Source organism: Salirhabdus sp. Marseille-P4669 (genome assembly GCF_900240405.1).
GTDB lineage: Bacteria > Bacillota > Bacilli > Bacillales > Alkalibacillaceae > OEQK01.
This window is the reverse complement of the sequence record NZ_OEQK01000005.1, coordinates 69162-94149: the sequence shown is the minus strand read 5'-3', so window position 1 is coordinate 94149 and position 24988 is coordinate 69162. Positions and strand designations below refer to the sequence as shown.

The following is a 24988-nucleotide window of genomic DNA, read 5'->3' as shown; positions in this document are numbered from 1 at the left end:
TAAACATCTTACCATAGCATATCATGAAACTGCTAAATTTATCCTTATAGAAGAATAGTTTTCCATAAGAAAAATTACCTTCAAGCATTGTGAAAGACTCCTAATGCCATTTTACAGAATGGAAGCATACACGAAGAAAGTCTAAATCCATATAAAAATGCTGTCCCATCATAATGAGACAGCATTGTATAAATCATCGACTACCTTTTATATATGGTTCTCCATTCGCTTTTGGCGCTTCAGCACGACCGATAAAGCCAGCAAGTGCCAGAATGGTTAACACATATGGTGCTATTAACAAGAATACTTCTGGTACATGCTCCAAGAATGGAATACTTCCACTAACAACTGTTAAACTTTGGGCAAATCCAAAGAACAAGGCAGCTCCCATTGCTCCTAGAGGATGCCATTTACCAAAGATAACGGCAGCTAATGCCATAAAACCTTGTCCAACGATGGTAGAATGTGAAAAGTTGGATACAATTGTTAAAGCAAATACGGAACCACCTAAACCACCTAATACCCCAGACAAGATTACTGCAATATAGCGCATTTTTGAAACATTAATCCCATTTGTGTCTGCAGCCATTGGATGTTCACCAACTGCTCGTAAACGTAAACCGAAAGCTGTTTTATATAGAACGTACCAAGAGATTATTGCAACAAGAATGGCAACATAAGAAGTGATATAAATCCCTTTAAAGAACATTGGTCCGATAACGGGAATGTCTGAAAGTAATGGTATATCTGTTCTAAAGAATGGCTCTGTAACCATGTCTGTTTGGCCTTTTCCATACCATTGCTTTGTTAAAAACACACCAATACCTAGAGCTAAAAAGTTAATCGCAACCCCACTAACAACTTGATCTGCACGAAATGAAACAGATGCAACAGCGTGAAGTGTCGAAAATACACCACCAATAAGACCTGCTACAAGAATCGAAATCCAAGGTGTTGCCGCGCCAAACACATCCGCGAAGGTTAAATTAAATACAATACCTACAAAGGCACCCATTACCATTAAACCTTCTAAGCCAATGTTAACAACACCAGATCTTTCACTAAATACACCGCCAAGTGCTGTAAAAATTAAAGGAGCTGAAAAGAATAACACAGTTGGAATTATTGATTGTAAAGCTTCAACCATTTATTTCCCCTCCTTTTTAAAGCGAGTCAATGCCCAGCGAATAATATAGCTGGAAGCAACAAAGAAAATAATTAATGCAATGATAATATCAACAAGTTCGGTAGGAATACCTGCCGCTGTAGGCATTTCTCTTGCCCCTTCTTTCAAGGCACCAAAAAGGAAAGCCGCTAAAATAACACCAAATGGGTTATTTGCCCCAATTAAAGCAACTGCGATTCCATCAAAACCTAGGTTTGTCCACCCAGACATGACAGATATGGTTCCATACGTTCCTAAACCTTCCATCGCACCAGCTAACCCAGCAAATCCACCAGCGATAATCATGGACAACATAATGTTTTTACTTACGTTCATACCAGCATATTTTGAAGCATGTTGGTTAAAACCTACAGACTTTAACTCATAACCAACTGTGGTTCGTTGTATGATAAACCACATTAAAATAGCAGCTAGAATTGCTACAATGAATCCGTAATGGACACGAGAGAAGTACGTAATACTCGCTAACCACTCAGAAGCTAGGGATGCAGAACCACTGATATGTTCTGTTGTTGTAGAATGATCTGTTAGTACATCACGTATAATAGCATTCACAACATGAAGAGCGATATAGTTCATCATAATCGTTACAATAACTTCATGTACTCCTAATTTAGCCTTTAAAATCCCTGGAATAAAGCCCCAAAGACCACCTGCAACCGCTGCAGCAATTAATGCTAACGGTAAATGGATATACATTGGAGCATCCACTGCTAAACCAACCCAAACCGCTGCAAGCCAACCTACAATTACTTGTCCTTCTGCACCAATATTAAACAGTCCAGAGCGAAAAGCAAATGCAATTGCTAGTCCTGTTAAAATATATGGTGTTGTACGTCTAATTGTTTCCCCAATTGTATAGGCATCACCAAAAGCACCATTCCAAAGGGCAGCATACCCTTCTATTGGACTATAACCAAATGATAACATGATAATTCCACCAGCTAGTAAGCCTAGTAAAACAGAAATAACTGGAACTAATATAGCAAACAGCTTATTATTGGATGTCATGCCTTATCACCTACCTTTGCTGCGTTACTTCCAGCCATAAGTAAACCTAATTCTTGCTCATTTGTTTCTTTTGGATCCACATTGGCTACAATTTTACCATCAAACATTACAGCAATTCGGTCACTCACATCTAGGACCTCATCTAATTCAAAGGAAACTAAAAGAATAGCCTTCCCCTTATCACGCTCTTCAATCAACTTTTTGTGAATAAACTCAATTGCACCAACATCCAATCCCCTAGTAGGCTGAGCCGCAATTAGTAGATCAGGAGAACGATCGACTTCACGAGCAATAATTGCCTTTTGCTGATTTCCTCCAGATAATGCACGTGCCTTTGTATATTCACTTGGCGTACGCACGTCAAATTCTTGAATTAGGGATCTTGCCTTATCAAAAATTTCATTATGCTTTAATACAATACCTTTTGAAAACGGCTTTTTATAATAGGTTTGTAGGACCATGTTTTCCCCAATGGAATAATCTAGAACCAATCCATATTTGTGTCGATCCTGTGGAATATGGCCTAAACCACTTTCCGTAACCTTTCTTGGTGAAAGATTACGAATTTCTTTACCTCGTAGTTTAATAGAACCAGAATCCGATTTTGTTAAACCTGTGATGGCTTCAATTAATTCAGTTTGACCATTACCATCAACACCAGCAATCCCAACAATTTCTCCTGCTCTGACATCTAATTCTAATCCTTTTACCGCTTCTACTTTTCTAGCATCTTTTACAACTAAGTTACGAATTTCAAGAACAGGTTCCTTAGGATTCGCATTTTCCTTTTCTGTCTTAAAGTTAACTTCCCGACCTACCATTAACGATGCTAATTCATTTGGATTTGTTTCGGAAACGTTAACCGTACCAATCCCTCTACCTTTACGAATAACGGTGCATCGGTCACATACTTCCATAATTTCTTTAAGCTTGTGCGTGATTAGAATAATCGATTTACCTTCTTTTATCAAAGAACGCATGATTTCAATTAACTCATGGATCTCTTGCGGGGTAAGTACCGCTGTCGGTTCATCAAAAATAAGCACATCTGCTCCACGATACAAGGTTTTTAAAATTTCAACTCTTTGCTGCATTCCTACGGATATATCACTAATCTTTGCAGTGGGATCCACTTTTAATCCATAGTTATCAGATAGTTGTTGTATCTCTTTTTCAGCTTTTTTAATATCAATTTTGCCCGTTTTTGTTTTCGGCTCACTACCTAAAATAATATTTTGTGTTACCGTAAAATTTTCTACAAGCATAAAATGCTGATGCACCATACCTATCCCAAGTTCGTTCGCCTTGTTTGGGTCGGTAATCATAACTTTTTCACCTTTTACGCGGATTTCTCCCTTTTCAGGTTGATAAAGTCCAAATAAAACGTTCATTAACGTGGATTTCCCTGCACCATTTTCCCCTAGTAAGGCATGAATTTCTCCCTTCTTTAACTGAAGGGTTATATTATCATTTGCAACGATTCCAGGAAATTCTTTTCGTATGTTAAGCATTTCTATAACGTAATCCAATTAGACTCCCCCCTTAAACCATCTCTCAAAAAAATAAATAAAATTGCATGGGATTTTTTTAAAAATCGCCAAATGAAAAGGATATATAACTATATATCCACTTCAGTTGAAGATTTTTATTAGTAGAGGAGGCCTAAGCCTCCTCTTTAATTTTTATAGTCCAGCTTCGAAAGATTTTAATTCTTCACGAGTTTGTGGAACTTGAATTTCACCATTTAGAATTTGCTCTTTGTATGCTTCTACTTCATCAATAATTTCTTGAGTTACTGCTTCTTTGTTAGTAGTTGCATAAGCAATACCATCTTCTTCTAAACCATATTCAAGAAGTTCGCCACCAGGGAATTCATCTTTCATAGCACGATTTAAAACGTCTTGTACGGCAACGTCTACACGTTTAACCATAGAAGTTAATGTAATGTTGTGGTCACCAATTTGACCTTCTTCGTGTTGGTCACGGTCTACCCCGATTACCCAAATTTGACGTTCTGGATCGTTTTGCTTAATATCTTTTGCTTCGTTAAACACACCGTTACCTGTACCACCAGCAGCATGATAAATGATATCAATTCCGTCATTGTACATGCTAGAAGCAATCATTTTACCTTTTGCAGCATCACCAAAGGATTCTGCATATTCAACAGTTACTTCGATTGATGGATCTACAGATTTAGCACCAGCAATGAAACCAGCTTCAAACTTGTTGATTAATGGAGAATCTACCCCACCAACAAATCCTAGTTTACCAGTTTCTGATTTAAGTGCTGCGATAACACCTACTAAGAAAGAACCTTGGTGCTCTTTAAACGTAATACTTGTAGCATTCGGTGCTTCAACAGTATCATCTACTAATGCAAAGTATGTGTCCGGATATTGTTCCGCAACCGTTTGAATATCTTCTTTTAGTTCAAACCCAATACCAAATACGAGATTGTAATCGTTACGAATTAAGCTAGTAAGGTTAGGCATGTAGTCTTCTTTTGCGTTAGATTGAGCATAGTCAAATCCTTCCCCTTGAGAAAGACCATTTTCTTCTCCCCATGCTTTTAAACCTTCCCATGCAGATTGGTTGAATGATTTATCATCTACTCCACCAATGTCTGTAACCATTGCCGCTTTAAAATCAGTTGTTGCTTCCTTCTCTCCATCTGCAGCTTCTTTTTTATCAGATGTACCACACGCTGCTAAGACAAGGCCTAAAACTAACATTAATGCAAACAAAATGCGTTTTTTAAGCATATTTGTCCTACCCCCATTTAATATTTTTTAAGAAAGAACGCAAAATGCCAAGGTCTTTATATCCATCTCAAAACATTTTACAAACGCTTTCAGACCCTATAAAAAAATAAGTCCACTTATTCGTTTTGAATATTTTAATTATTCTAGTTAAAAATAAAAGATAACTAGAAAACAAAACCTGACAAATTGTGAGCTTCCGCATTTTAATATACCACTTTTTCTAGCGAAATGAAATAACATTTTTTTTGAAATTGAGAAACACTTAATAAATCTAGCAAACTTTCAAAAAGTCTAATTCTTTTCGGTTTTTTGACTATTCTTACTTTGTTGTAATGGTGTTCGAAATGGGTAAAAATACAAAATCGTGTTCTGTAATACATTTTTTAAAAAAGTGATACGAAAGTGAAATTGCTAAAATAATTGAGTGATTGTTGGCTTTGTGCCCGAAACCGATGGTATGCGTATTAAACGGGAACATACAGCGTGGCTATGTGACCGAAACAATGGGGCAGTAGCATTAAACGGGAACATAGGGGTGGCTATGTGACCAAAAACAAGGGCATCAGCAAGAACCCAGAACATAGAGGTTAGCTATGTGCCCGAACCAAGAGTACCTGCATTAACCGGTCACATAAGAGTTGGCTATGAACCATATTTTACAAGAATCCCTTTGCTCAAATACGTACGCAATTAACATCTCCATACGGCACAAACATTCTTTAAAAACCAAAAATCAGTGACGGTAATACAAGGAGACCCCTGGTGTTAGCAGTTTGTTTTTTTTGTAGCGTATGCTTGCACAGCTGTATAATCATAGTCTGATTTTATATCCAATTAAAAAACCCAAACCATTCCAATCCTCTACTAGGAGGATTTAATCGTGGCTTGGGTTCCTTACGAATAACTTATAATGTTTGCTCTTCTTTCACGTTAGTAACTAAAACCTTTCTTGGTTTACTACCCTCATATGGCCCTACGATTCCACGATCTTCCATGGCATCGATTAGTCGAGCTGCTCGGGTATATCCAATACGAAATCTTCTCTGAAGCATGGATACACTTGCACTTTGCATTTCCATCACGAGTTGAACTGCTTCATCGTATAATTCATCGTCGACTTCGTCCATGACTTCATCTTGATCGTCTGGAATCATTTCTTCCTGGTACTGGGCCTTTTGCTGTTCGATACAGTGATCTACGATTCGCTCTACTTCTTCGTCTGAGAGAAATGCTCCTTGTATACGTGTTGGCTTGTTTGCTCCAACAGGTAAAAATAACATATCCCCTCTACCTAATAATTTTTCAGCACCACCAGAGTCCAGTATCGTTCTAGAGTCTGTCTGTGATGATACACTAAATGCAATTCGTGAAGGAATGTTTGCTTTGATTACTCCAGTAATAACATCAACAGAAGGACGCTGTGTAGCGATAATTAAGTGAATGCCTGCTGCACGTGCCATTTGGGCTAGGCGAGTAATGGAATCCTCTACTTCACTAGAAGCTACCATCATTAAGTCGGCTAATTCATCAATTAACACGACGATGTATGGTAATAATGGCTGCTTGTCCTCACTATCTGTGTTCATCCTTCTAACATACTCGTTGTACCCTTCGATATTACGTGTGCCAGTATCAGAAAATAAATCATAACGTCTTTCCATTTCCGATACAACCTTTTTTAAGGCGCGCGATGCTTTTTTCGGATCTGTCACTACTGGCGATAGTAAATGGGGAATCCCATTGTAAACATTTAATTCTACTTTTTTCGGATCAATCATCATCATTTTCACTTCATGAGGCTTAGCTCTCATTAAAATGCTAGTAATGATTCCATTTACACATACACTTTTACCGCTTCCTGTTGCACCTGCAATTAATAAATGGGGCATTCGGTTTAATTCCGCTGTAACAGCATCGCCGGAAATATTTCGACCTAATCCAAATAATAGCTTCGAATCTTTACTTTTGATTGTTTCATCTAGTACTTCTCGTAAAGCAACCATTGCAATTTCTTGGTTTGGAACTTCAATGCCGATTGCAGATTTACCTGGAATTGGTGCTTCAATACGTAAATCTTTCGCTGCTAATGCTAATGCTAAATCATCGTGCAAATTAACGATTTTACTAACCTTTACACCCGCACTTGGATACACTTCGTATTTAGTTACAGATGGACCAACATGTACCTTTGAAACTTTCGCTTTAACCCCAAAGCTGTCAAACGTCCGTTCCAATTTACGTACAGTTGCCTGAATTTGCGATTTCTCTTGTTGCTGCGAATTATGGACTGGCTCTGCTAGTAAATCAAGAGAAGGTAATAAATATTCTTCATTTTCAATCTCTGTTAGTGGCAATGCTTGATCTAAAACCGTTGTTTCCTTTTCCTCTTGCTCGGTTGCATTTGGATCTGTAACATTTACTGGAGGTTGTTCCGTTGCTTCTTGATCTTCAATTATGTCATCTTTTGTATAAATTCGATTGGTAAAGTCCTCAATTATAGGTTCTGAATGATCATCATCTACTATCTCTACTTCATCATCCAAGGATGCATCTTCCGAGATTGACTTTTCCCTTTTTTGTAGTTCCTTTAATGCCTTCTTTTCATCCCATTTTGCTTTCATTTTTGTCCATGCTTCCGATAGTCTGTTTTTGAATCTCTCGTAAAACTTTTTAATCATGTCGCCTAGGGAAACCTGTGTAAGGAATAAGATACCTACTAAAATCCCCATTACCGATAAAATTTTTGCCCCTGTTGGAGAAAACAAATAGAAACCAAATGCAAACAAGCAGGCCCCTATCATTCCTCCACCCAAAAAGGAAGAACTAACATCTCCACTTAAATAAAGTGTGTAATGATTCCATGTCGTTTTTAGAATGGAAGGATCTTCTGGAGATACCATAATTGGCTCATATCTTTGGACATGTGTAAATAACAAAACAGATGCAAAGATTATGTAAAATCCGATTAGCTTGGGAGTAAAAAAGTTTGGCCAGCTTCGTTTAATCATTAAGTAAATACCCAAGCCAAATAAAAATAAGGCTGGAACCGTAAACCAAAAGCCAAAAAACAATCGAGCTATTTGTTCAAGGCCTCTTGGGATAAACCCTTGTCCAATGGCACTAATCCCGCTCGAAAAAATAGCAATTGATATAAAAAGTAGGCCTAACAGTTCAAATTTAAGACCTTTTCGTAGTTTTCGTTTTCGTCTAGTTCGTTTTTTTGCCATATCATCACCTCAGAAAAAAACACGACTCACCGCTTACATTTAGCGAAAAGTCGTACATATATGTAATATTCATCGCTCGTAATTATTGAGTATTCCTGTAGGATAAAATTTTAAGCAGCCACAAAATGGCTGCTTAAAATTTTTGTCTATCTTATTATATCATAGAAACCTTCATTTTGGTATAAAATCCTAAGGTCTACTAAATCTTACAGTTTCAATCTTGAACCTGGCATATACCGTGTATCTAAGTAATCATTTGGGTTTGTAGAGATCATTTGTGTTAATTCAACTGTCCCATCATTATGATCATATACTTTCATCATTTTCCCCTCTACATTTATCCATTTATGCTTTTCGTATTCCCTTTCATCTTCGGGAAAAATATCATCCATGCTAAGCGGTGTATATAGAATCATTGAATCACCTGATTTTCTTCATTTTTACGTCTTTCTTCAATCATTTCATTTAGCTTTTGTAAGGCTTCCTTTACGCCGCCAATTTCATTGATAAGGCCATACTGAACAGCATCTGTACCGACAACGTTCGTACCAATGTCTCTTGTTAAGTTTCCTTTTTCAAACATTAATTCCTTAAATTTTTCCTCAGTAATATTGGAATGTCCTGTTACAAACTTAATAACTCTTTCTTGCATTTTATCTAAGTATTCAAAAGTTTGTGGAACTCCAATAACAAGTCCAGTTAAGCGAATAGGATGAATGGTCATGGTCGCAGTACCGACAATAAAGGAATAGTCAGTGGATACGGCAATTGGTACACCAATGGAATGACCACCACCTAACACAATGGATACAGTTGGCTTGGAAATGGATGCAATCATTTCGGATATAGCAAGCCCCGCCTCTACATCACCACCAACTGTATTTAATAACACAATCAATCCCTCTATTTTCGGGTTTTGCTCAATTGCGATAATTTGTGGTATTAAATGTTCATACTTAGTTGTTTTATTTTTAGGCGGTAATTGTACATGACCTTCTATTTGCCCAATGATTGGAAGAATATGAATGTTCGAATCCGGTGCAGATGCCACATTGGACTGACCTAATGATTGAATTTTCTCCACCAGTGAACTAGCTGGTGAGCTTTTTTCTTCCTCTTGATTTTGATTATCATCTCTTTCAGTCACACTATCAGCTCTCCTTTTCATCATAGCTTTCTTATAGTTTCACCAGCCATGGCAAAAAAATGCACCATTACAAAACCAAGTGTTCCTAAAAAAATAAAGCCGACATGGGTATGTCGACTTTACCTTTTATGCATTTAATAATGTGGATAACTTTTCTAATTCATCCTCTGTTAGGTCTACTAATGGTAAGCGAGTAGAACCTACTTCAATCCCTTTCATATTAAGGGCTGCTTTAACAGCTGTTGGGGATGGTGTCATAAATATTCCGTTCATAATCGGTACGAGTTTACGGTGAAGTTGAGCTGCCTTTTGAACTTCACCCGCTTCAAATAATTGAATCATTTCCTTCATTTCATTACCGATGATGTGAGATGCTACGGATATGATACCGTCTGCTCCAATTGCTAAGGATGGTAACGTTAAACTGTCATCACCGCAGTAGACCATAAAATCATCACTCGTACGTTCAATTACTTCTGCCATACTATCTAGATCACCTGTTGCATCCTTTAATGCAACAACATTGTCTAGCTGCGACAATTGTAAAATGGTATCTGGATCAATTCGAACAACCGTGCGTCCAGGCACATTATATAGCATTATAGGCAAATCAGTTACCTCAGCAATCGCTTTAAAATGTGCATAAATTGAACGTTGGTTTGGTTTATTGTAATACGGAGTTACAAGCATAATCCCATCTACGCCAGTATCATTTGTAAGTCTTGTTGTCGTTATCGCATGTTGTGTATCGTTGCTACCTGTTCCAGCAATCACAGGTACACGTCCATTAACAAATTTTACTACGTGTCTGAATAATTCTACTTGTTCTTCGACTTTTAAGGTTGGAGATTCCCCTGTAGTCCCAGCAACAACTAGCCCATCCGTTCCATTTTCAAGCAAATACTCAACTAACTTTTCCGTTTTCTCATAATCAATTTTTCCTTCATTGTTGAAAGGTGTTACCATAGCCGTTAAGATCTTCCCGAAAGTCAAAGCTCCTATCTCCTTTCACTTAACTCAATATTGATCCAGTTCAAAAATATCGTGTAATGCAGAGACAGCTTGTTTTAAATCTTTCTCTTTTATTAGCACCCAGATTGTTGTATGACTATCCGCAGATTGTAAAATTTTAATTCCTTTAGATGCTAGTGTATGCACTATTTTAGCTGTTACACCAGGAACTCCTGACATCCCTGCACCAACGGTTGATACTTTGGCACATTCATTTTCAATAATAGGCTCGTGACCTAATTCCTTTACTAGCTTTACCGCTTTATCAGCCTGGTGTGATTGTACCGTGTACGTTACTCCATCTTTTGAAATATTGATAAAGTCCACGGATATATTTGCATTAGCCATAGTTTGAAAAACGTCAGCTTGCACATTTTCAATTTTTTCATCTGTATCAATATGAATTTGTGTTATACCTGCTAAATGCGCGATTCCAGTAATGAGACGGTCTGTGACATCTTTACCTTTTTCATCGGTTCTTGATGCTGTAATTAACGTTCCTTTATCATCGGAATAGGTAGACCGAATTCGCATTGGTACTTCAGCTTGCATTGCTAATTCTACCGCTCTCGGGTGAATTACTTTCGCGCCTTGATATGCTAAATTACAGATTTCGTTATACGTAACAACAGAAAGAGGTCTTGCATTATCTACAATCCTCGGATCTGCTGTCATAATCCCTTCTACATCGGTAAAAATATCGATATAGGTTGCTTGCAGAGCTGCTCCTAAAGCTGCAGCAGAGGTATCGCTACCTCCTCGTCCTAATGTGGTAATATCACCATCTGCGTTTTTCCCTTGAAAACCTGCTACAACAATTACATCATGATTTTCTAATTCTTTGCGCAGACGATCTGTTTCCATTTTTTCTATCTTAGCGTTTGTAAATTCATCACTTGTTAAAAAGCCCGCTTGAGATCCTGTCAATGCTTTTGCTTTCAAACCAGCAACGTTAAGCTCATTCGAGAACACTACAGATGATATTATTTCACCACATGACATTAATAAGTCTCTCTCTTGATCCGAAACAATACTCTCTTTATCTCCAATTAAGGATAACAGTGTATCCGTTGCATAAGGGTCTCCAAGTCTTCCCATAGCTGAAACGACAACAACGACTTTATTGCCTTCATTCACTGCGTTTTGTATATGATGGATAGCATTCTTTCGTGTTTCTTTCGTTCGTACGGAAGTTCCACCGAATTTCTGTACTACAATCTTCATTTAGTCACCTCGTTAGCTTCTTCTAAAGCGTAAGCCTAAAAAAGGGATGGGTTCAATCCCATCTCCATTGCAATCCATTCGGAAGGGACTGGTTAACAGATTTTTTACGATATTTTAGCTTTCGTGGCTTACACGCTACATTTTTTTAGAATTGTTTTATTTATTTTTTAAGCCAATTGTTTTCAACTAGTCGCTCTGCAATTTGTACAGAGTTCCATGCAGCCCCTTTTAACAGGTTGTCGGATACAACCCAAAGGTGAAAACCATTTGGTCGATCAAGGTCTTTGCGGATTCTTCCCACGAATACATCTCTTTTACCTTGTGCCTTTAATGGTGTTGGATACGTTTGCGTAGCTGGGTCATCCTCAAGAACAATCCCAGGAGCATCCTTTAATAGACCTTTTATTTGGTCTACTGTAACATTTTCATCTTCTATTTCAATATATACACTTTCGGCGTGAGCTGTGAAAAACGGTAAACGAACACAAGTAGCCGCTACCTCTAATTCTGGAAGGTGCATAATTTTTTTCGTTTCGTTTATCATTTTCATCTCTTCAAATGTATAACCATTCTCTTGAAATACATCAATTTGTGGTAATGCATTAAAAGCGATTGGATAATGGTGCTTATCCCCTTTTACAGGGAGAATATTTGCTTCCATTTCCTTATCTTCTAGAAAGGCTTTCGTTTGTGTTTTTAGTTCTTCAACTGCCGCTGTTCCAGATCCAGATACTGATTGGTATGTGGAAACTATGACTCTATTTAATCCGTATGTTTTACGAATTGGTTCAAGTGCTGCAACCATTTGAATAGTAGAACAGTTTGGATTCGCAATAATTCCGTTATGCTCTTTAATATCTGCTTCATTTACTTCTGGAACTACTAAAGGTACATTCTCGTCCATACGAAATGCACTTGTGTTATCTACTACTACAGCTCCGCGTACTACCGCTTCTTTAGCTAGCTGTTTGGAAATGGAACCACCTGCTGAGAACAAAGCTATATCTACACCTGTAAAAGCTTCAGGTGTTGCTTCCTTAATTTCAATTTCTTGCCCTTTATATGAAACTTTCTTTCCTACTGAACGTTTAGATGCAAGTAAAGACAAAGTTTGAATTGGAAAATTTCGATTTTCTAACGTTTCAATCATTTTCTGCCCTACAGCCCCCGTAGCTCCAACAACTGCTACATGATATCCATCTGCTTGAAACATTATTTTTACCCCTCTCTAAATATGGAAAATTTGACAAGGCCCCGTATGATAACGGGCGCCTTTGTCATAAGATTGACGAACTACTGTAATCACTTTCTTTTGGATGGATTAATAGTTGTCATTCCTTTGTTTTTACTATTTTACCATATTCATAGCAATAAAAATACGGTTTATGCCTCATTTTCCTTGAACATTCGTTGGATTAAAACAGGCTGTAGTTGTTTAAATTCTAGCGCGTGCTCAATGGTTTCTTTTAGCTGACTCATATCTGCAACTAAGGAAGTAGGCTTCTTGAATGGGTGGTCTTGACCGAATGGGATAAAATATAAATATTTGGTCGCCATTAGCCTCATTAAATTTACACCATTTAATCCTAAAGCATCATTCGTGGAAATCCCTAAAACAACAGGTCGTTGATTACGAATGGTCGCTTTTGTTGCCATTAGTACCGGAGTATCGGTCATTGCATTAGCGAGTTTACTCATGGAATTACCTGTTAGGGGAGCGATAACCATACAATCTAGTGGGTTTTTTGGGCCTAATGGTTCTGCTTCCGGAATAGATGCAATTACTTTCTGTCCAGTCAACTCCTCGATTTTGGCAACGTGGTCGACCGCTTTCCCAAACTTTGTATCCGTAAATTGTACCGTCTTTGAAATAACTGGTACTACCTCTGCACCAGCTTCCATTAAACTATTTATTTGCGGGAACACCTCTTCATACGTACAATGGGATCCAGTGATACCGAAGCCTATTCGCTTACCTTTTAAATCCATATTATATACTCCTCTCTCCCTTTTCTTCCAATAAAATTTGTTTTATAACAGCAGCCAATATATTACCTGCTGTTTTTGGCGCTACCATACCAGGTAGGCTTGGTGCTAAAATTGCTTTTATCCCCCGTTTTTTCGCATAACGAAAGTCCGTACCTCCTGGTTTTGATGCCAAATCAATAATTAACGATTCTGTAGACATATTTTGGAGAACCTTTACATTTACAATTTGTGCAGGAATTGTATTTAACAATATATTACAATCGGATACTTCCGTGCTTAAATCATCCACGTGAAAAGGATGAAAGCCCATTTCATAAATTCGGGCTAGATCGGCTTTGTTTCGAGCACCTACTTTGACTTTTGCACCTAACGCTTTAAATGCACTTGCTAATGTCTTACCTACCCGACCAAAACCAATTACAACGACATTGGAACTATGAATCGTAAAATCTGTATATTGGATTGCCATCATAATTGCACCTTCTACAGTAGGAATAGAATTATAAATGGCTACATCGTCACGATTGAACAAAGGAATTAATTGAACATTGGCATCCTCACATAGCGAAGTTAAATAACTGTTCGTAATGCCGGAGAACACAAAACAATCCTCCTTTAGTTTGCTCGCCCATTCTTTTGTGAGCTGCGGGGAGTAATCGGAAAAGTGAGAGTCTAAATAACCCTCATGGTCCGTTCCTGCTACAGGTAGTATAAGGGCATCTAATTGATTTTGAGAAATCCGCTCCATATCTGTTTTCGTTGAACCTGGAATATCCTCGTCTAGTTCATCAAATCCGACTAGAAATAAATTAGCATCTGCGTCACATAGTTTTTTTATAATCTCAAGCTGACGAGCGTCACCGCCAATGACTCCTATTTGATAATTCGTTAACATCAAATTCACCTCTTTTTAGGTAACTTCATAAACGAAATACAACTTCAAAAATAATATGAGCCCAAATTGTTTTCGATTTATCTTATGAAGATATAACAACTATGTGCATAATTAATAGAGCTTGTGCTTGTTTATTGTTAAGTAAGAAGTAGTAGCATCTTGTTTATTCCCTTCTAATGTAAGGGAAGCAATGGCTGAATTTTTGCGGGAGCTAGAGATTACCTTGCCGTTCGATTAGATGTGGTTTCCAAACCAATAAAAAACACCTGCACGATACAGAATAAAGCTTTCCGTATCATGCAGGTGTCGTGTTGTTGTTGTTTACATATCATTTCTTGGCTTGATGATGACCATATCATCCCCAATTTTTTCAATCTCATTCCAACTGATCTTCACTTCACTTTCCCCTTTTTTTACCCCAAACCATTTGTAGCTCGGTACGATAATGGAATTTATCCGTCCCGTTTTCGAGTCAATTTCCAAATCCGTTTGGCCTAAAACACCAAGTCTTGCCCCACGCTCTACATCGATCATTTCTTTTCCACTAAGCTCTTTGAATCGCATCCTAAAAATCCCTCCTACATCATTCTATGCAAGAGGGATACAAGTTATTTTACTTCGGCGAAATTAATGCGCTAGAATACGGTTTATTAAAGATGTCTTGAATGATTTTATGGACCGAATCATGACTTACGCGATCGATTTCTTGAATAATTTCATCTAGAGATCGGTGCCGTTTTAATAATAATTCATTTTTCCCATTTCGACTCATTCGACTATTTGTGCTTTCCAAGCCTAGCATTAAATTCCCTTTTAATTGTTCCTTACTATTGTTTAATTCTTTATCTGTTAAACCTGATGAAACGAGTTCTTGGATGGTCTCCTCAACGGTTTGTTGTAATATTTCTAATTGGTCACTACCAGTTCCTCCGTAAATGGTTAACAAACCATTGTCTAAAAAGGAGCTATGGTAGGAGAATACAGAATATGCTAATCCACGAGCTTCACGTACTTCTTGAAATAGTCTTGAGCTCATACTACCACCGAGTACATTGTTTACAACAACTAAACTATAAATATCTTCATGCCCTACTTGAAGACCTTTGTATCCTAAACAAAGATGAGCCTGTTCAGTCTCTTTTCTTCTCGAGATTTGTTCTGTCAAGAAGGATGGCTCCACAATAGCATTCCTTTGTCCTTTTCTCGTAAAGGTTCCAAAATGCTCTTCCACTTTTTTAAAGAAACTTTCGTCAACGTTCCCGGCTACTGAAATAACAACATTTTCAGGTGTGTAATTTTCCTCCATGTATTGGTGGATATCGTCAGGCTTGAAGGAGTGTAGCGTTTCTTCTGTACCTAAAATCGGAAAACCTAATGGGTGACCGCCGTAACTTGCTTGTGATAGTAGATCGTGGACAATATCATCAGGTGTATCTTCATACATTTTTATTTCTTCGAGAACTACTTTTTTCTCTCTTTCCATTTCTTCTGGATCAAACTTAGAATGAAAAAACATATCCGATAATATATCTAAAGCATAATCTGCATGTGAATCTAAAACCTTAGCGTAATAGCATGTATATTCCTTTGAGGTAAAGGCATTAACTTGTCCACCTACAGCATCAAAAGCTTCCGCTATTTCTTTGGCAGTTCTATTTTTAGTACCTTTGAAAAACATATGTTCAATAAAATGTGAAATTCCATTATTTTTTTCATCTTCATTTCTAGACCCAGCTAGCACCCAAACACCTAAGGAGACTGACCTTACAGTTGGAATGTGCTCTAATACGATTGTTAAACCATTTTGACATGTGTATTTTTTCACCAATATAAATCCTCCTAGTACTTTTCCTTTTCCGATTACTTTTTATCTTTCTTCATCTAATAATTTACCAACAGTACCAATTTTATAGTTTTTATCCTTAATTTTCAAAATTAATTCATCCAGGGCATCTTTCGTTACTTCTTTCGGGTGCATTAAAATCATCGTACCAGGCTCCACTTTTGTTAATACTCGATTTAAAAGGGCTTGTTTTGTTGGGTTTTGCCAGTCAATGGTATCCACTGTCCAAAGGATTGTTTCCATCTCTAATTCATCTGCCACTTTCACTACTGAATCTGTATAGTTACCGGCAGGTGGTGCAAAATACATTGGTTTTTCATCAACGATCGATTTTAGTATATTATTTGTTTTCGTAAGTTGATTGCGAATTTCCTCATTAGATAACCTACTCATATTCGGATGATTATATCCATGACTACCAATTTCATGTCCTTCTTCTTTAATCATTTTAACCAGCTCTACATTTTTCTCAGCCCAGGCACCATCGATGAAGAATGTTGCTTTCACTTTATGCTTCTTTAACGTTTTTAACATATCAGGAATGTGTTCTTCTCCCCAAGATACGTTAATTAAAAATGTTACCATATTCTTATCGGGATGTCCTCTAAAAATTGGGGAAGCTGGTAAATCTTTCAAGGATATTTCTGGTCTTATATTGTTATAAACAATCAACTTCTCATCAAATTTATTTTTCTTTTTCATATTAAGATAGGATTTTTCAATATTTACTTGTAAACCGCTTAATCCTGGCATCTTTTTCCACACTTTATCAATTGTTGCATTTTGAGGCTTCGTTTCATATTCTTTCGCCTTTTTTACAATTTCTTGATATAGGGAATCGGATTTATCTATTTTTGTAACTTCAATATTTTTCATAACATCTATATCCACTTTTGTATATGTATTTTGTAAAAAGGTATAGCTTAAAAAGACAATTGTCGTAAATAAAAATAATTGTAGTAAATGATGCCGTTTCATAATCATTCCCCCTTCCCTTAAAAATATGAAGGGGTTGTACAACTTAGAACATTTCTCCACTTAAATTCAGCCATTAAAAAAACTAAGGTGTTTTACAAACCTTAGTCTCAATCCTTTTATGCAATTGTGAAAAAAGAAACTGGAATTCCAGCTTCTTTTCTGTTTAATTTGTTTCTTTTGCTGCTTCTTGATCTTTCATTGCATCTTTTCTTGAAAGATTTACACGTCCTTGATTGTCAATCTCTTTTACTTTAACTAATATCTCATCGCCTACAGAAACAACATCAGATGTATTTTTCACATGTTTTTCATCTAATTGGGAAATGTGTACAAGTCCTTCTTTGCCTTTAAATATTTCAACAAAGGCTCCAAACTTTTCGACACGTTTTACTTTTCCTAAGTAAATTTTTCCAACTTCTACTTCACGAACGATATCTTCAATAATTTCTTTCGCCTTTTCATTCATTTTCATATCAACGGAAGAAATAAACACACTACCATCTTGCTCAATATCAATTTTTACGCCTGTTTCTTCAATAATCTTATTAATTTGTTTTCCACTTGGACCGATTACATCACGAATTTTCTCAGGCTTAATAGACATTGTTAAGATCTTAGGAGCATGTTGGGAAAGCTCTAATCTCGGTGTGTTAATCGTTTCTAACATATGACCTAAAATATGCATTCTTCCTTTTTTCGCTTGGGTTAAAGCTTCCTCTAAAATTTCTCTAGAAAGACCTTCAATTTTAATGTCCATTTGAAGAGCTGTAACCCCTTCACTAGTTCCTGCAACTTTAAAGTCCATATCTCCAAGGAAGTCTTCCATTCCTTGAATATCTGTCAAAATCGTGTAGTCTTCACCAGATTTCACAAGCCCCATAGCAATACCAGCAACAGGTGCTTTAATTGGCACACCAGCATCCATCATTGCCATCGTACTCGCACATATACTAGCTTGAGATGTTGAACCATTTGATTCTAGCACCTCAGATACGACACGAATCGTATATGGAAATGCTTTCTCATCAGGAATAATTGGTTCTAAAGCACGTTCACCTAGTGCACCATGACCGATTTCACGACGACCAGGTCCACGGATTGGGCCTGTTTCCCCAACACTAAAGGATGGAAAATTATAATGATGCATAAATCGTTTTGATTCTTCTAAATCTAGACCATCTAAAATTTGAACATCCCCAAGGGCGCCTAGCGTACATACACTTAGTGCTTGCGTTTGTCCTCTTGTAAAAAGACCAGACCCATGAGCTCTTGGCAAAATACCTACCCTTGAAGATAACGGTCTTATTTCATCAGGTTTACGTCCATCTGGTCTTATTTTTTCTTTTGTAATAAGGCGACGAACTTCTTCCTTAACAAGCTTGTCCAATATTTCTTTTACTTGACCAATTGTTTCTTCTTCCACTTCTTGTTCCGCATATTCCGTTAACACTTCATCCTTTGCAGCAGAGATTGCTTCATCACGAGCGTGTTTCTCTTGAACTTGAATTGCTGATAACAGTTTATTAAGAGCCTTCTCTTTTACTTCTTCGCGAAGAGTTTCATCGATTTCAAATAAGGTTACTTCAAATTTCTCTTTGCCTACTTCTTGTGCAATTTCTTCTTGGAATGCTACAAGACGCTTAATTTCTTCATGCCCGAACATAATAGCTTCAAGCATTACTTCCTCAGGCACTTCATCCGCACCTGCTTCTACCATGTTTACAGCATCTTTCGTCCCTGCTACAGATAAATGAATATCACTACGTTCTAGTTGCTCTACAGTGGGATTAATGATGAATTCATTATCGATTCGACCAACAATAACACCTGCGATTGGTCCATTAAATGGAATATCGGATACAGACAATGCAATAGAAGAACCTATCATAGCAGCAATTTCTGTGGAACAGTCTTGATCCACACTCATTACAGTACTTATTACCTGTACTTCATTCCGGAATCCATCTGGGAAAAGAGGACGGATTGGGCGGTCGATTAAGCGAGAAGTTAAGATTGCTTTTTCACTAGGACGGCCTTCTCTCTTAATAAATCCTCCTGGAATTTTACCTACAGCATAAAGTCGTTCTTCATAATTCACAGTTAATGGAAAGAATCCTAAATTTTTGGCTTCTTTAGAAGCAGTAGCTGTACTTAATACAGCTGTCTCTCCGTAACGGATTAAACAGGCGCCATTAGCTTGTTTTGCTAATTCACCGATTTCAACGGTCAACGTTCTGCCTGCTAAATCTATCGAAAATGTTTTCTTTTCGGACATATATCAATTAACTCCTCTCAAACAATATTTACGTTTAGTAAATGTAAGTATTTTTAGATTTCCTCAAACAAGATAAAATATATGTATAAATCGTATAAAACCAAATATAAGTAATACGAACGAATCTATAGAAAAAGCGGGAGAATCTCCCGCTTACTACTTAACGACGTAAACCTAGTTTTTGAATTAATTCACGGTAACGAGTAACATCTTTATTACGTAAATAGTTCAATAGATTACGACGCTTACCTACCATTTTTAAAAGACCGCGACGTGAATGGTGGTCCTTTTTATGAACACGTAAATGGTCGTTCAAGTTTTGAATCTCTTCCGTTAGGACAGCGATTTGAACTTCTGGAGAACCAGTATCATTCTCGTGTGTTTTGAATTCGTTAATGATTTCATTTTTACGTTCTTTTGTGATTGCCATCCTTTTCACCTCCTATTATTGATCCCCAATCCCCTAGCTAAACGTCGGTGATTCGAGAAGCCAAGCGATGGTTTAATTACGTACGGATACTAGATTACAACTTTTCAAGCAAAAAAGCAAGAGATATTATATGATTGTAGTAGAAAAATAAGACCTAATATTTTCCTCATCCTGCCTTAATGCCTCTTTTAGTTCCTCAATTCCAGAGAATTTCTTCTCTTCACGCATGTATTCATATAATTCTAATTTTATTTCTTCATCATAAATATTTCCATTAAAGTCAAAAATATTCACTTCTACAGAAGGTTTTTTATGTTCATTTTCAAAGGTTGGATTGTAGCCAATGCTTGCCATACCATAATATTGTTTGTCTTGTATCGTCACTCTTACAGCATAAACACCAATTTGTGGAACTAAGTATTCATCCTTTACTGCAATATTTGCCGTTGGAAAACCGATTGTACGACCACGTTGATATCCAGTAATGACTTTACCTTTTACATGATAAGGTCTTCCTAATAGTCGTTGAACCTCGCCTACATTACCATTTTGAAGCTCTTTACGAATACGAGTAGATGACACTTTTTCCCCATCTTTCTCTATTTTTTCTACGGTTGTAATTGTAAATAAGCCGCGAGCATGTTCAACCATAGAATCCATATTCCCGCTCCCCCTTTTCCCGTAAGAAAAGTCAAAGCCAGCGACTACATGTTTTACATTTAGATCAATTAAAAATTGCTGGACAAACTCTTCTGGCTCTAAATTAGAAAAGGACTCCGTAAATTTGACGACATACACACAATCGATGCCTAATTTTTCTAGCTGTTCTAGTTTATCCTCAAGAGGAGTTATATATTGGACATGTTGAATCTTCTTATTTAACACAACGGAAGGATGAGGATGAAAAGTCATAACTCCACTTTGAAATCCCTTTTCATCTGCAGCATTTTTCGCTGTTAAGATTACTTCTTGATGACCTTTATGGATTCCATCGAAATATCCTATTGCAAGGGCTGTTTCTTTTATATCCGCTTTTTTCAAATTATGTGGATGCTCTATATAAATGGTTTTCATCGTTTTCACCTTCTTCTTATTTCACAACAAACATCTTAAATGGTTTCATTACATGAGGTTTTGTTGGATGTATTTGATAAAGTGCTAAGAGCTTTCCGTCACTAGTTTTCATTCGAAATGGATTGGTTTTACATTCTTCTTTTGGTAATGGAAGTACTTGACCATTCCTGATTCGTAGTTCATCCTCTTTTGACACGACAATTTGATCATACTTTGTAAGAGCTTGATCGAGATTTTTCACCATTCGTTCCACGGTTCCTTTTTCTACCGCTTCCTGTATTTCCTCAAAAGTGACAGCATCTTCCTGTTGGAATGTGCCTGATTCTATACGAACTAATTGAGACATATGCGCTGGGAATCCTAGTTCTTTTCCAATGTCTACACACAGTGTGCGAATGTACGTTCCTTTCGAACAAGCAACCCGAATCCGAAATGTGGCAGTTCCCTCCTCTAATGTCTTCACCTCAGACAGCAAAGTTATGGAGTGAATGTGTACTTTTCTTACTGGTCGCTCTACTTCTTCACCAGAACGAGCATACTCATATAATTTCTTTCCTTTTACTTTAACAGCTGAATACATAGGTGGAATTTGCTCCATTTCCCCTATGAATCCCTGCAATGCACGCTCTACTTCAGCCATCGTCAATGGCTCCGTTAGTTTCTTTACTTCTACAACTGCGCCTTCTTGGTCTTCGGTTTCAGTCGAAACACCGAGTGTCACCTCTGCCTCATACACCTTCTGGGATTCCATAATAATGCTTGAGATTTTTGTTGCTTGACCTAAGCAAATTGGCAAAACCCCTTCAACAGCAGGGTCTAAAGTTCCAGTATGTCCAACTTTTTTCATTTTCAATAGCCTTCGAATTGCATAAACACAATCGTGTGATGTCATACCCTTTGGCTTCCATAATGGAAGGATACCATCCAAGTTCATCCCTCCTATTTATCGAAAAATACATTTTAAAAGAAAGTTAAGGGTAGACACATGTGGTCTACCCTTTTTTTCATTACTGGTCTTTCGTGTCTTCGTTTAATTCCCGTAATAACGTTTCAATTTTATTACCATATTCAAGTACTTCATCCAATTCAAAAGTGATTTCTGGCGTTTTTCTAAGGCGAATTCGTCTCCCAATTTCTGACCGAATAAATCCTTTCGCCTTTGCTAAGCCAATTAGAGTATCTTTTTTCTTATCCTCATCACCTAAAACGGATATAAAGACCTTTGCTTGCTGCAGGTCTCCAGTAACTCGAACATCTGTAACTGTTACAAAACCGATTCGTGGATCTTTTAGTTTTTTTCCAATAATATCGCCAAGCTCTTTTTTCATTTGCTCAGCAACACGATTAGAACGTAATTCACTCATACTCTCACCTCACTAAGGAAAGCTTAAGCGCTCCTTACTTCTCGTATTTAACGCTTAAGCTAAACATCTGTGAATAACAAACTTCAAATTTACTTACACATCGACCTTTTAAAACCATTCGAAATGTTTATTCGCAACTTCTAGTTCTGTAAAGGAATCGAATTGCTTCAACACTTCTTGTAAAACCTTTTCGGCTTGAACCTTTGAGGACGATACGTGTGCAATCCCTAAGGTCGCTCGTTGCCAAAGGTCTTGATGGTCTAATTCAGAAATGGATATATTGAATTGCTTACTCAGGCGGTTCATTACTCTTTTTAAGACGGATCTTTTATCCTTTAATGAATGTGTATCATAAATATGACAATCCACCTCGAGATAGCCTATCATTTCCGTTCGATTTCCTCCATTACATAGGCTTCAATAACGTCGCCTTCTTTAATATCGTTATAATTTTTGATGGTTATACCACATTCATAGCCTTGAGCTACTTCTTTCACATCGTCCTTGAAACGTTTTAAGGAATCAAGTTCTCCTTCATAAATAACGACGCCATTGCGAATCAAGCGAATACCAGCATCACGGGTAACTTTACCGTCTGTAACAAAGCAGCCTGCTATTGTTCCAACTTTCGATACCTTAAAGATTTCACGAACTTCTACTTGACCAGTCACTTTTTCTTCAAATTCTGGATCAAGTAACCCTTTCATTGCACTTTCAATTTCATCAATAGCCTTGTAAATGACACGATGCAATCGAATGTCTACATTTTCTGTTTCTGCTGTTTTCTTAGCCCCTGCATCAGGTCTTACGTTAAAGCCAATGACAATTGCATTGGATGCAGACGCTAGAATAATATCTGATTCTGTAATCGCACCTACACCTGTATGAATGATTTTTACTTTTACGCCTTCTACTTCAATCTTTTGAAGAGAACCTGCCAATGCTTCTACAGATCCTTGTACATCCGCTTTAATAATAATATTTATATCTTTCATTTCACCTTGTTTGATTTGTTCAAAGAGATCATCAAGGTTTACACGAACCGTATCATTTCGTTGTTCTTCAATATGCTTCTGTTGACGAGCTTCCCCTACTTGACGAGCTTTCTTTTCATCGTCAAAGGCAATGAAACGGTCACCTGCTTGAGGAACTTCATTTAGGCCTGTAATCTCAATCGGCATCGATGGTCCTGCTTCTTTAATTCTTCTACCTAAATCGTTAACCATTGCACGTACACGACCAAAGGTTGCGCCAACTACAATTGGATCTCCAACTTTTAGCGTTCCGTTTTGTACCAATAGTGTAGCGACAGGACCTCTTCCTTTATCTAACTGTGCTTCAATAACAGTTCCAGTTGCAAGGCGATCTGGGTTTGCTTTTAGTTCTTCTACCTCAGCAACTAGGTTGATCATCTCAAGTAAATCTTCAATCCCTTCACCTTGTAAGGCGGAGATTGGAACGAAAATGGTTTCGCCACCCCAATCTTCAGGAATTAATTCGTACTCTGTTAATTCTTGCATCACACGGTCTGGGTTCGCGCCTTCTTTATCGATTTTGTTTACTGCAATAATAATTGGTACTTCTGCAGCTTTCGCATGATTAATAGCTTCTACAGTTTGTGGCATTACACCATCATCTGCAGCAACTACTAAAATCGCGATATCTGTAACTTGTGCACCTCTTGAGCGCATGCTAGTGAAAGCTGCGTGACCAGGCGTATCTAAAAACGTTATTTTCTTACCATCTTTTACAATCTGGTATGCACCAATATGCTGTGTAATACCTCCAGCTTCACCTTCCGTTACTTTGGTATTACGAATGGAATCAAGTAAAGTTGTTTTACCATGGTCAACGTGTCCCATAATTGTCACAACTGCCGGGCGTTCTACCAAAGAATCCGGATCGTCTTCAAAGTCAAAGTTTTCGATTGCAATTTCATCTACTTCCACTGTTTCTTCTACTTCAATTCCATAATCATCACAAATTAATTCAATCGTATCCTTATCAAGCTCTTGGTTAATTGTTGCCATTACTCCCAAGAACATTAATTTCTTAATGATTTCAGAAGGCTCTTTACCCAACTCACTTGCTAATTCACCTACAGTTAATCCTCCACTGAAGGTAATTTTGTTCGGTGTTTCCGTATTCTTTTGTTGTGGTTGTTGTTTGTCATTGTTGTTTGTATTCATATGCTTATTTTTCTTTTGTTTTTTCTTTTTATTATTCTTTTTTGAATCATTTGCTTGTGGTTTTGAAGTTTCTTGTTTAGGTTGTTTGTTATTTTGGCTATTTTTTCCTTGTTTAGCATCCTTGGAACCTTGCTGTTGAGCAGTTTTTTGCTCAGGCTTTTTCGGACGATCGTTCTTTTCAGTTACAGATTTTTCCTTAGGATTTGTTTCTTGCTGTTGTTTATTTCCATACTCTTTATCGAGTAGATTAATTGTTTCGCTTGTAATGGTTGACATATGGTTTGAGACCTCAATGTTTAATTCCTCTAATTTTGTAATAACATCTTTGCTTTTTAAATTTCGTTCTTTTGCGTATTCATAAATTCGCATTTTAGTCATAC

Annotated in this window: 22 protein-coding genes; all 22 read right to left on the bottom strand. The window is 37.2% G+C overall.

The features are described 5' to 3' along the window. Positions 1 to 193: 193 nt before the first annotated feature. Positions 194 to 1147, bottom strand: a complete 954-nt coding sequence (locus tag C1A05_RS10940; protein ID WP_102028279.1) for an ABC transporter permease — start codon at positions 1145 to 1147, stop codon at positions 194 to 196. Then, positions 1148 to 2197, bottom strand: coding sequence for an ABC transporter permease (locus C1A05_RS10935; protein WP_102028278.1), 1050 nt, complete (start codon positions 2195 to 2197; stop codon positions 1148 to 1150). After that, complete coding sequence (locus tag C1A05_RS10930; protein WP_102028277.1) at positions 2194 to 3726, bottom strand: ABC transporter ATP-binding protein; 1533 nt, start codon at positions 3724 to 3726, stop codon at positions 2194 to 2196. Before C1A05_RS10930 ends, C1A05_RS10935 begins: the two co-directional genes overlap by 4 nt. Positions 3727 to 3879: 153 nt before the next feature. Beyond that, positions 3880 to 4962: a BMP family lipoprotein gene (locus C1A05_RS10925; RefSeq protein WP_102028276.1), complete on the bottom strand. Its 1083-nt coding sequence runs from the start codon at positions 4960 to 4962 to the stop codon at positions 3880 to 3882. A 905-nt stretch (positions 4963 to 5867) separates the two neighbouring features. Beyond that, entirely contained in the window at positions 5868 to 8189 is a 2322-nt protein-coding gene (locus tag C1A05_RS10920; RefSeq protein ID WP_102028275.1) for an FtsK/SpoIIIE family DNA translocase, read from the bottom strand. Between the two features lie 206 nt (positions 8190 to 8395). Next, positions 8396 to 8605 (bottom strand): YlzJ-like family protein, encoded by a 210-nt coding sequence (locus C1A05_RS10915; RefSeq protein ID WP_102028274.1) that lies wholly within the window; start codon positions 8603 to 8605, stop codon positions 8396 to 8398. Next, entirely contained in the window at positions 8602 to 9357 is a 756-nt protein-coding gene (locus tag C1A05_RS10910; protein WP_102028273.1) for a ClpP family protease, read from the bottom strand. Before C1A05_RS10910 ends, C1A05_RS10915 begins: the two co-directional genes overlap by 4 nt. A gap of 105 nt (positions 9358 to 9462) precedes the next feature. Further along, positions 9463 to 10329 carry a 4-hydroxy-tetrahydrodipicolinate synthase gene (dapA, locus tag C1A05_RS10905; protein WP_255398299.1) on the bottom strand — a complete coding sequence of 289 codons (867 nt, stop codon included), beginning with the start codon at positions 10327 to 10329 and terminating at the stop codon, positions 9463 to 9465. A 24-nt stretch (positions 10330 to 10353) separates the two neighbouring features. Then, positions 10354 to 11571, bottom strand: a complete 1218-nt coding sequence (dapG, locus tag C1A05_RS10900) for an aspartate kinase (protein WP_102028271.1) — start codon at positions 11569 to 11571, stop codon at positions 10354 to 10356. A gap of 160 nt (positions 11572 to 11731) precedes the next feature. Then, positions 11732 to 12784 carry an aspartate-semialdehyde dehydrogenase gene (asd, locus tag C1A05_RS10895; protein WP_102028270.1) on the bottom strand — a complete coding sequence of 351 codons (1053 nt, stop codon included), beginning with the start codon at positions 12782 to 12784 and terminating at the stop codon, positions 11732 to 11734. Between the two features lie 170 nt (positions 12785 to 12954). Further along, positions 12955 to 13560 (bottom strand): dipicolinate synthase subunit B, encoded by a 606-nt coding sequence (dpaB, locus tag C1A05_RS10890; protein WP_102028269.1) that lies wholly within the window; start codon positions 13558 to 13560, stop codon positions 12955 to 12957. Position 13561: 1 nt separating this feature from the next. Next, entirely contained in the window at positions 13562 to 14455 is an 894-nt protein-coding gene (dpaA, locus tag C1A05_RS10885) for a dipicolinic acid synthetase subunit A (protein WP_102028268.1), read from the bottom strand. 321 nt (positions 14456 to 14776) lie between these two features. Next, positions 14777 to 15019 (bottom strand): YlmC/YmxH family sporulation protein, encoded by a 243-nt coding sequence (locus tag C1A05_RS10880; RefSeq protein ID WP_102028267.1) that lies wholly within the window; start codon positions 15017 to 15019, stop codon positions 14777 to 14779. Between the two features lie 49 nt (positions 15020 to 15068). After that, the gene (locus tag C1A05_RS10875; RefSeq protein ID WP_102028266.1) at positions 15069 to 16283 is read right to left on the bottom strand and encodes a M16 family metallopeptidase; all 1215 of its coding nucleotides are present in this window, start codon (positions 16281 to 16283) and stop codon (positions 15069 to 15071) included. A gap of 39 nt (positions 16284 to 16322) precedes the next feature. After that, entirely contained in the window at positions 16323 to 17276 is a 954-nt protein-coding gene (locus C1A05_RS10870; RefSeq protein ID WP_102028265.1) for a polysaccharide deacetylase family protein, read from the bottom strand. A gap of 163 nt (positions 17277 to 17439) precedes the next feature. Next, positions 17440 to 19551, bottom strand: a complete 2112-nt coding sequence (pnp, locus tag C1A05_RS10865; protein ID WP_102028264.1) for a polyribonucleotide nucleotidyltransferase — start codon at positions 19549 to 19551, stop codon at positions 17440 to 17442. 160 nt (positions 19552 to 19711) lie between these two features. After that, the gene (rpsO, locus tag C1A05_RS10860) at positions 19712 to 19981 is read right to left on the bottom strand and encodes a 30S ribosomal protein S15 (protein WP_102028263.1); all 270 of its coding nucleotides are present in this window, start codon (positions 19979 to 19981) and stop codon (positions 19712 to 19714) included. Positions 19982 to 20107: 126 nt separating this feature from the next. Continuing rightward, positions 20108 to 21055: a bifunctional riboflavin kinase/FAD synthetase gene (locus C1A05_RS10855; RefSeq protein ID WP_102028262.1), complete on the bottom strand. Its 948-nt coding sequence runs from the start codon at positions 21053 to 21055 to the stop codon at positions 20108 to 20110. 16 nt (positions 21056 to 21071) lie between these two features. Continuing rightward, on the bottom strand, positions 21072 to 21983 hold the full coding sequence (gene truB, locus C1A05_RS10850) for a tRNA pseudouridine(55) synthase TruB (RefSeq protein ID WP_102028261.1): 912 nt from the start codon (positions 21981 to 21983) through the stop codon (positions 21072 to 21074). A 79-nt stretch (positions 21984 to 22062) separates the two neighbouring features. Beyond that, positions 22063 to 22419: a 30S ribosome-binding factor RbfA gene (rbfA, locus tag C1A05_RS10845; protein ID WP_102028260.1), complete on the bottom strand. Its 357-nt coding sequence runs from the start codon at positions 22417 to 22419 to the stop codon at positions 22063 to 22065. A gap of 108 nt (positions 22420 to 22527) precedes the next feature. Beyond that, positions 22528 to 22806 carry a DUF503 domain-containing protein gene (locus C1A05_RS10840; RefSeq protein ID WP_102028259.1) on the bottom strand — a complete coding sequence of 93 codons (279 nt, stop codon included), beginning with the start codon at positions 22804 to 22806 and terminating at the stop codon, positions 22528 to 22530. Further along, positions 22803 to 24986 (bottom strand): translation initiation factor IF-2, encoded by a 2184-nt coding sequence (gene infB, locus C1A05_RS10835; RefSeq protein ID WP_102028258.1) that lies wholly within the window; start codon positions 24984 to 24986, stop codon positions 22803 to 22805. Before infB ends, C1A05_RS10840 begins: the two co-directional genes overlap by 4 nt. Positions 24987 to 24988 lie beyond the last annotated feature (2 nt).